Source organism: Dictyobacter arantiisoli (genome assembly GCF_008326305.1).
In the GTDB taxonomy this organism is placed as follows: Bacteria; Chloroflexota; Ktedonobacteria; order Ktedonobacterales; family Ktedonobacteraceae; genus Dictyobacter; species Dictyobacter arantiisoli.
Genome location: NZ_BIXY01000137.1, coordinates 1 through 9614 on the forward strand (window position 1 = coordinate 1; position 9614 = coordinate 9614).

At 50.4% G+C, this 9614-nt stretch carries 5 protein-coding genes and 3 pseudogenes; 5 read left to right on the forward strand and 3 right to left on the reverse strand.

The annotated features are described in order from the left end of the window. Positions 1-127 precede the first annotated feature (127 nt). A pseudogene (locus F1593_RS26275) lies at positions 128-1384 on the forward strand (protelomerase family protein); the annotation flags it as partial. A 172-nt stretch (positions 1385-1556) separates the two neighbouring features. Here F1593_RS26275 and F1593_RS26280 read toward each other — a convergent pair. Then, positions 1557-2440 (reverse strand): annotated as a pseudogene (locus F1593_RS26280) (LysR family transcriptional regulator). Between the two features lie 110 nt (positions 2441-2550). On the opposite strand from F1593_RS26280, the gene F1593_RS26285 reads away from it, so the two are divergent. From F1593_RS26285 to F1593_RS26300, 4 genes are all read left to right on the forward strand, one after another. Next, positions 2551-3270: an aspartate/glutamate racemase family protein gene (locus F1593_RS26285; RefSeq protein ID WP_149404529.1), complete on the forward strand. Its 720-nt coding sequence runs from the start codon at positions 2551-2553 to the stop codon at positions 3268-3270. 64 nt (positions 3271-3334) lie between these two features. Continuing rightward, positions 3335-3715 carry a VOC family protein gene (locus F1593_RS26290; protein WP_149404530.1) on the forward strand — a complete coding sequence of 127 codons (381 nt, stop codon included), beginning with the start codon at positions 3335-3337 and terminating at the stop codon, positions 3713-3715. Positions 3716-3906: 191 nt separating this feature from the next. Then, a protein-coding gene (locus F1593_RS26295; protein WP_371873921.1) for an ISNCY family transposase occupies positions 3907-5417 on the forward strand; the annotation gives its coding sequence in 2 pieces (ribosomal slippage) (positions 3907-4792 and positions 4792-5417; 1512 coding nt in all). Positions 5418-5575: 158 nt separating this feature from the next. After that, positions 5576-6118 (forward strand): helix-turn-helix domain-containing protein, encoded by a 543-nt coding sequence (locus tag F1593_RS26300; protein ID WP_149404531.1) that lies wholly within the window; start codon positions 5576-5578, stop codon positions 6116-6118. 465 nt (positions 6119-6583) lie between these two features. Here the strand turns inward: F1593_RS26300 and F1593_RS26305 are convergent. Together F1593_RS26305 and F1593_RS26310 are read right to left on the reverse strand one after the other, a co-directional pair. Continuing rightward, positions 6584-6769: pseudogene (locus F1593_RS26305) on the reverse strand (ISNCY family transposase); the annotation flags it as partial. A 99-nt stretch (positions 6770-6868) separates the two neighbouring features. Next, positions 6869-9614, reverse strand: a 2746-nt coding sequence (locus F1593_RS26310) for a lantibiotic dehydratase (RefSeq protein WP_149404532.1), incomplete at its 5' end; no start/stop codon positions are given.

Genomic DNA, 9614 nt, shown 5'->3' on the forward strand with positions numbered 1-9614 from the left:
GAGTGTGACAGCTTGCTGCTTGAATTCCTTGGTATAGATCGGTTGAGATTTGCCCATTGAACCCTCCTGATATGAGTATAGCAGATTTCTCTTCTCCGACCCTCCAAATTCGGGGGAATTCCACTTTGAAATTCCGACCTTGTATCGCGCCTTTTTGCTGGTGGATGCCATTGGGCGTTTGCGGCACCTGATGGATTGGGATGAGCTGATCGATGAGTATAGTCCCAAATATCAGAAGTATAATAAGGTGGTCAACGAGCTGGTGGTGCAGCAGTTTTCTGAGCTGATCCCTGTTCGTCCCACCCGAGAGCAATTGAGCCTTCACGTGTTGAGAACCATTTTTGCCCGAATTGCCACCTACTGGTACGGCCCTCCGGAGGTGGCTGACATCACGTATATGGCACAGATCCAGGGCCACCGCCACATCTTAGATCCTGAGGTGGTTCCAGGGGAGACGCCGCAGGAGATCAAGGATAAGCAGCTCAACTATGCGGCCAATGCCAATTACTTTGATTATAAGATTGGCCGAAAGCTGGCGGATGGGAGCTTTCACCCCGTCGGTGATCAAGGGATCAAACTGGGGCAGCCTGGTGTGACTCGTTTGCGTGCCTTTCCGGCACCGGTGCCCACAGAGGGACCGGAAGAGACGACACCCACGCGCAAAGGGAAAGGGAAGGCGAAGAAGGAGAGTGCGTCAGAATGGGCGCCGGTGACCGTCCGCCGTCATACCCGTGAGTGGTATCGAGAGTTGAGCCAGGGAGCGAAAGCGCGTGGATCTCGTCAATCTGAGGTCGATGATGCCTTTCTGCGTACCCTGTTGACGCAGTATGTCGTGAGTGGGCAGGCGGATGCCGCGGTGTTTACTGCTTCTCCGTTGTCCCTCGATCTCGCCGAGATGCCTGAGCCGACCCGTGATCTGTTCCGTCAGGCGATGGCGATGTCTGGTGCGACTGATCTGTTCTCCTTTCTGTTGGCTGCCGCTGAACCCGAAGCGCAACGACTCTTGCATCAGGAGCAGCGACATACGGCACGATCCTATGAAACGGTGGCGACCAAAGCGCTGGATACTCGTGATCCAGGAGCCAGGCAGGAATTGTATCGTCGTGCGGTCTTTAGTATCATGGCATACAATCAAGAGCATCAACTCTCTGAACGCTGGTATCTCAGTGATCGTGCGCTTCAGAGTCTCGCCGGTGGGCGCAAAGACTTTATTAAGCAGTACAAGGAAACCCATGCTGAGGAGATCGAGGCCCATCATCGGGCGCTGTCGATTCAGGAGGGCTTTAATCGAAAGCCTGGGAAGCCACAGATTCAGGATCTCATTGCTCTTCCCAATGAGCCGGAGGCATTCCCCTGGGGTCGTTCTTCTTCTCCTTCCAATTAATCGAAGGCGAGCAGCGAGATGTGTGTGTCTGGTTGTTCGCCTTTTTTTCTACGTCGGCAATCTTACCAGAAGTAAAACACCTGGACTTGTCAGATTTTCGTCCAGTTTGAGATAAATTGCCGTGCTCAGCCGGTCACTTTTTCCCATCAACGAACAAATACTGGGAGCAGCGTCAGTTCTTTGTTTGGGAGCCAACCAGCACGTCGCGTGTCATCGCGAGAAACGCCTGGAGCGCTGGCGAAAGCCATTTATCTTTGTGCCGCACCATTTGGGTGACAACTTGCAACTCTGGCCCGGCCCAGGAGAGAACGGCAACGCGACCGGCCTGGGCTTCTCTCGCAACATCAATCGCAGGTAAGACCGCCACTCCCATCCCTGACATGACACATTGCTTGATCACCTCAATGCTATGGAATTCCAGGATCATTGCTGGCTGAGCATGATCCTCGGCCAGTGCTCGCTCAAATAACACGCGATAGCTACATCCTGGTACCGTCGCTAAGAACGCTTCGCCTGTGCTAAGCGGTGCTCTGGGCTGACCACGACCACCAGCGGCTCCACCACCAGCGGTTCGATAATGAGATGAGGATCTTCGAGAGGAGTTTCCAGGAGGAACGCTACATCGACCTCCCCTGCGGTGACCATTTGTCGTAAGTGCGTACACACATTGGGGCGAAAACTGAGTTGAACCTGGGGGAAGTGCTGACGAAAGCGTTGCAGGACGGGAGGCAAGCGATAACTACACAGTGTCTCCGGAGCACTGAGCACCAGTGTCCCTGCTGGCTCCTCCCCTCCTGGAAGCGCCAGGTGAGCTTCCTCTGTGAGCCGGATCATGTGGTCGGCATAGTCGAGCAAGCGGTGCCCCGACGGGGTAAGGACCAGCCGTTTTCCAAGACGATCAAAGAGCTTGACGCCAAATTTGTCTTCCATCGCGTGGATGTGGTCGGAGACACTGGATTGGGCATAGTGTAACACCGCTGCAGTTTGGGTGACGCTTAACAAGCGAGCAACGGTCCGAAAGGTCTGCAAATAACGCAATTCCATGCTGTTCTCCATCCATCGGTATTGCCGAACAATTCTATCGGAAAGCGGCGTTGCACCGATTATAGCACATGCGGTATGCTCTTTGAGAGAACCAATCTCTGACACAAGAAAGGACGTGATTGATGAAAACCATTGGATTGCTTGGCGGGTTGAGTTGGGAATCCTCCCGCGAATATTATCGGATTATCAATGAAGCTGTGGCGCAGCATTTAGGAGGAGTGCATTCTGCCGCTTGCATTCTCTATTCGGTGGACTTTGCCGAGATTGAACACTTGCAACACCAGGATCGTTGGGAAGAGGCGGGCTCCTTCCTGAGTCAGGCGGCACAGCGGGTGGAGCAGGCTGGCGCTGACCTGTTGCTGATTTGCTCCAACACCATGCATCGAGTGGCAGAAGCCATTGAAGGGCAACTCAGCATTCCGTTGCTGCATATCGCCGATCCTACAGCGGAAGCGATCAACGCTCATGGAATCCGCACCATTGGATTACTTGGGACACGCTTCACGATGGAACAGCCCTTTTATCGTGGCCGACTGGAAAACAAATATGGATTGAACATTGTCATTCCTTCCCAGGCAGAACGCCAGGTTGTCCATGAAATCATCTATCACGAACTGGTGCGTGGGATTATTACTTCAGAATCGAGGCAGCGATATCAAGAGATTATGACAGGACTGATCAGCCGTGGTGCAGAGGGAATCATTTTAGGTTGCACGGAAATCATGTTGCTTATTCGTCCTGAAGACATACAAGTACCAACCTTCGACACCACGACCTTACATGCCTTAGCGGCAGTCAATATCGCTTTAGCGACGACTTTTCCTCCCCCTGTGACCGCATGATCTCCTGGTTCATGCGTGCCGAGGCTCGATTGAGAAGTCGTAAGAGAAAAGAAAGGAAATGGCTATGCAGATTGACCATTTAGACCATCTTGTCCTCACGGTGCATAATATTCAGACGACCTGTGAGTTCTATTCACGTGTCTTGGGAATGCAGGTGATCACCTTTGAAGAGGGACGAAAGGCGCTCCGCTTCGGGAATCAGAAAATCAATCTTCATTTGAAGGGGAAAGAAATCGACCCAAAGGCTCAACACCCAACTCCTGGCTCCGCCGACCTCTGCTTTCTGAGCTCAATGCCCCTTGAACAGGTGATCACGCATCTGCAATCCTGCCAGGTCTCTGTCCTGCTTGGCCCTGTGAAGCAAACAGGTGCCACCACATCTCTTGTGTCGCTTTATTTTCGCGATCCTGATGGGAATCTGCTTGAAGTATCAAATGCATGTTGAGCAACCAAGCCGACCAGCAAGAGCACACCAGATCCCCTTTGTTGGGGGAAGCATACACAGTGCCTCATACCTGCTCGGTCATACTCCTTTGACGAGGGAAATCGATGGCAAGAAAACGATCCCGCGAGGCCGCGACAAGACAGCAGGAACTCGTGCCCCTCCGTGACACCTGTGAGTGCTGTGGGGGGACGTTGTGGATGGCGTATCGTTCTACACTCACGGTGACAACCCTTGATGGCCTGTGTCAACTGCAACTGAACATTCGCCGTTGTCACAATGCCGAATGTTCGCGATATCGTCACCCCTATCGTCCAGAAGAGGAGGGACGGTGGGTGTTACCACACGGCGAATTTGGGCTTGACATTATTGCATTCATTGGAACGCAGCGCTACGAAAAGCATCGCAGCGTTCCAGAAATTCATCAAGCCCTCTGTAAACGAGGAGTTACTATTGCGGAGCGGACTGTTACCAATCTCCTCGCCCGCTACGAAGAGCTAGTGACCCTTCACCTGAGCAGCTTGGCGCGTTTACGTGACCTACTCACCTCCCAAGGGCACGTCATACTCGCCTTGGATGGCTTACAGCCCGATGTGGGGCATGAAGTTTTGTGGGTGCTGTGCGACTGTCTCTCTGGAGAGGTTCTGCTGGCTCGGAGCCTCCTCAGTGCGAGTGAGGCCGACCTTGCGGTCCTTCTGCGCGAGGTACAGCAAGCGCTTCCCGTACCGATTCATGGCGTCATCTCGGATGGGCAACATTCTATCCGTAATGCTGTCCACTCTGTTCTGCCAGGAGTGCCACACCAATTGTGCCACTTTCATTATCTGCGTGAAGCGGCTAAGCCAATCTACGAAGCAGATCGCCATGCCAAGAAGGAACTCAAAAAACATATTCGTGGGGTTTGTCCCATTGAACGAACACTTGAATACCGCCAGGATACGGAAGCAGAGGTTATTCGTGACTATTGTCTGGCAGTACGCAGTGCCTTGACCGACGATGGGCGCCCACCACTCTCTGCTTCTGGGCTGAAACTCCACGAGCGCATTGCTCAGATTACAGCATCACTCGCACGGGTCTCTGAAAAGGGGGCTTGCCACGCGAGTTAGAACGCATGCAATCTTTTCTGACAAAAGGATTAGCTGAAACCCATGCACTCTGGGCAAACGTGGAAATGGGCTACCGATGGGTGCATCGAGCCGCGCACTTGCTTACCAATGAGGAAAAGCAGAACGCTTCCCAAGTCCGTCAGAACTATGAGGCCCTTTTAGCAGAGATAGAGCAAGCAAAAACCTCCTCTGAAACCGTAACCGCTATGCTCGCCACCTTTCGCAAGGTTACGGCAAGTTATTGGCCTGGCCTCTTTCATTGCTACGATGTGGCTGATCTTCCTCGTACCAACAACGACCTGGAACAATATTTTGGTTCGGCCCGTTATCACGAGCGACGCGCAACGGGAAGAAAGGTGGCTTCGCCAGGAGTCGTCGTTCGAGGTGCAGTTCGTGTTGTGGCAAGCGTTGCCTCCCGTCTCCATCATTTTTGTGGAGCAGATCTCCAACCAAGAGACATCGAGCGATGGTATACCTTGCGGGACGAACTAGACGTGCGGCAACAATCACGGCGCGCTCAATTCCGGTTTCGTCGTGATCCAGGAGCATATCTCGCAGATCTCGAGAACAAACTTCTTCTGCTAAGATTGCCGCCGTAGATTGTCTTTAGCTTTGCTTTTGTAGCACATAGTTGATTTCGATTACATAGAATGGATCGTTCGCCCGATAAGGGGAGTATAGCACATTTTCTAATATTTATCAAATACTAGAAAATAAAGACCTATTAGATAAATTCCAGAAAAGCTAAACTGCGCTTATGAGTGAAAGTGATGATATTCCCAAAATTCCAGGATATGTTTCGGTCAAAGAAGCTGCGACGAAGCTAGGCGTATCAGATAAAACGATCTATTTCTACATCGAAAACAAACGCCTTAATGCGGTGCGAGCGTCAAATGTCCTTTTAATTCCAATCGAGGAAATTGAGCAATTTAAGCAGAAATCTGTAGGAAGGCCACGCACAAGAACTCCTGGCTGGCGAAGATTTTCCGGAGATAATGCTTTATTCGTGACTTCAATAAATGTACAGTTACGGGAAGATAAACAAAGCAAGCTAACGGAATTATTAGATCAGATAAGGCGAACTGGAAAGTATGGTTTTCCAGGTACAGTAGCACGCTACGTTATTGGGTATGACCTTCCATCCAATAGGATAGAGATTCTCCTTATATGGAAAACAAATACAGCTCTTGATGAAGTCAGCCAGGAACAAGCCTTAGAAGCTTTCCGCAACGAACTCGTTGATGCCCTTGACTGGAGTACAGCTCAGTATAGTAGTGGGCAAGTACTCTTGCATACATAGCTACTGTATTGATATAAAAACCTTACACGCATCTACACACCTAATTGCTGCTAATTGATAGCAGTTTATTTTTAAGCAAAAACCTAGATATGAGAGTAGACATCCAACAGCTTAAGTGCGATTAAAGACATGTAATTTTCTAGATATATCAAGGAAAGAATTAGGTCAGAATCGTCTTCATAAAGTGCCTCCAGTTGGCACTCAATAGACATTCATTACATATGGACAACCACCTCATAGCAAGCTTTCCCTAGATCCCTCTGATACTAGTGCCATTGAAGGGTGGCACGTGTTTCATGATGAATGTGATGACGGATATTATCTCGCAAGTGATTATGGAAGGGGTGGCGCGTCTTGCCCCTGATACCTTATCAGGAAAGTAGTTTGCCTGCATGTCTCAAGCTACTGTAGACCATCTCCCTGCGTATCATTGCCCTGACCTTCTGCTTTGCAGCAACTGACAGGCGTAAAGCAGCAGAAACGTGTGGCAAGAGTCGCGACCACACGAACGGAGCCACGTACTACCAGCCCAGGAACAGCGCCGCGTCGCCCGGTAGCTCGTCGCTCATGATGGCAAACCGCTCCAAAACACTGCTCCAGGTCATTGTTCGTGCGTGGAAGACTTGGCACATCATAGCAGTGAATATTACCGTGATGCTCTCTCAACATGTTGCTGCTACTCTACTGTATCATTTTCATCTTGTCCGCCTGTAAAAACCCCTGCCTTCAGGCATGGGGAGGAAACAGGGGTTAATTTTCGCCACTACCACTTTTTGATTGGAGATATCGTTGGGTACTTTCTAGTGCATGTCGCCAACACGCATAAACTTTTCTTTCCTGCTCTGGCTCTGCATCCAGGAGGCGATTGAGGTGCATATGAGCAAGACTCTTCAGGATAGAAGATTCTGACCCCCATAATTGACCGCACTCAACCAATGTGTGTATTCGTTGTGCAGTCTGTCGAACCACAGGTGTTTGTTCGTTGATGATAGTCTGTAAGAGAGTTGTTTGTCTTTTCATTTCACTATCAGGATGAGTTTCCTCCTGGAGCATGAGGTTAAGCAAACGTTTCCTGAGAGGCCGAAAAACCTCGCTGTACTCATACGGATGAGCATAAAACCGGGTAAAGTGTAATCGCTCCAACGTGTTGAACCCCCAGGAAGCAAAAAGCTGATCCAAACTAAACACTGCTACAACCAGTGGGTCCAGTGTGATATGTTTCGCGTATTGTCCTGCGATCAGATCGCTCACCATCTTGCTATTGGCGGAAAAGAAGTGCTCTATCGTATCGATTGCTTCTGGGCCGCCATAACGGCCCGTCTCACGATCATATCCCTCGACGTTTAGACGCTGAATGAAACTGTGTTTCGCCAAATCCCGCCCCCAGGCCAGTGCTGTGATAAGAAGCTGATCGCGAGTCTGAGGACTGGCCGCATGGAAGCGCAGGCGGAGATGCGGCTGAGGATCGGTGTAGCGAATAAAAAACCAGTCGTTGATGAGTTCCTGCGCCTCTAACTTGTGGACTATCTCTCGCAGGGGGCCAGCGATGATTTCATTCTGACGTTTCGATCCCGAATACAATTTGAGATAGGTCCACTCCTCTCCAGGTAATAGGTGACGCTCACGCTCATTGAGTGCTCGTGGTGGATACCAATAGTGCCCACTCGCCTCCTGGAAGTCCATCATTTCTGCTGATTTCTGACCTTTACTCTGGAGGATGAGCGGCACTATCAACTCTGATTCGTAGGGTTCGTTTTTTGCGTCACGCAACCAGAGGTGCTCAAAAGCTGGGAGCATCTCCTGGAGACAGACTCCCTCATCGCTCCTGGCTTGCTTGAGAGCACGGTGAAGTTCTTCTAAGAAGCAGGGGTGTTCAAGATCCAGGAGCAATCGCTGGTCAACGTTAGCCAGGTACACATAACGAGGAACGTGCCACTTTTTACGCCATTCTTGGACGCGACAAAACCACTGAGCCTCATCATTTTCGGCGTTGTTCTCTATGATATCTGAGCTATATAGCCGCCACTGCGCGGGGCTAAGCACAACCTTCTTTTGCACAACGCGTGGTAAGAAGGGCGACATACGTAATGCTCCCCACTCAAAGCTAGAGAGTGGAGGTTGATCTTGTGAGGCGTCCAGGAGAAAACGACAGAGGAAAGGAGCGCGCATAGTATTGTGTGCATTACCCTGACAGACGATCACTTTTTTGCCCAAACGCAGCGAACGAAGATAAAAGCGGTCGTCAGAAACACCTACAACCAGATCTCGCAAATGTATGACCTGTTCTTGTTCAAGAAAAGGCATGGTATTGAGAGCAATCTCGGAGGAGCGTAAAAGGGGGCGCACCAACATATTCATCGAGTGCCCTACAGGAAAAAGATAGTTAAGTTCGGCGAAGATGACGTCAGGGGAGAATTGTTCTTCTTGCTGATGATATTCCCTCAGGTCAGCCACACTTTTCTCGGTAAACAGATAAAGGAAGCGACCGAAGGTTTTTCCTCCGGGGTATATATTGTTTATCACCAGACGCCAGTCCCCGTTATCTATAGCTTCTCGCGAACAAGCCTGCACCTTGCAATACATATCTAAAGCCTCATAAGGATGGGCCACCGGTCCCGATGGAGCAAGTTGAGAAAGGATATGCTCATCTAGCTCTACCTCAAGCTTGCCCTGCACGAGGGAACTTGCCAGCCACTCTGTGAGGATGGCATTCTTCTTCTTAGCGTACAATGGAAAGGACGCCTGCTGGAAGTACTCGTCCTGTTCTTCATAATAGAGAGAAGGGACTCCAAGGCCTGTTTCCGCATTCAGCAGGTCCAGTACAGGTATCTCAGCATTCACTCCGTAGCGATCGAGAAAGAGCGTGCGATATTTCTGAAGTGGAGAGATCGGGTATGCTCCATTTGCCAGGCGTACCAGTGTCTCAGCCGCTTGAGCCGCTGCTGCACCGATAGCTTTGTTGAGATAAGGCTCTTTGACCTTGAGCACTGTATCGAGCTGATATGTCGGTGCAGTGCCTTTGTGGAGTTGTTGTTGCTGTTCTACCAATTGCTGAAATAGTATGCTTGATCCCCCAAAACCAGCATGATCTATCTCTGCCATACGGGCTAAAATCGCTTCAAACGTTTCTCTCAAAGACCTCGCCCCCGCTAAAGAGGAAAGGCGCTCCAGAACATAGCGCGCAGGATAGGGATGGGTCAGTGGCGGTTTTAGATCCGTAATGAGGAATGAATGTGCGAGAAGTTGGCGCAGGATACGATGCATCTGCTCCTCACTCAATTGAGGGAATGCCAATTGCAGTTCTGCGCAGAGTTGTTGATAAGGGATGAGGTGATTAGCATGTTCCAGAATATATCTCACTGCTGGATTTATCTGTAATGTAATCGAGTGAAGTTGGTCTTTTTCATTTCCTCTTGCAAAAGAAAGAAGAGCTCGTGACCCAACGATATGCACAGCCTGATTGATTACCACACGAAGCTGCTGGGCATACTCCTGG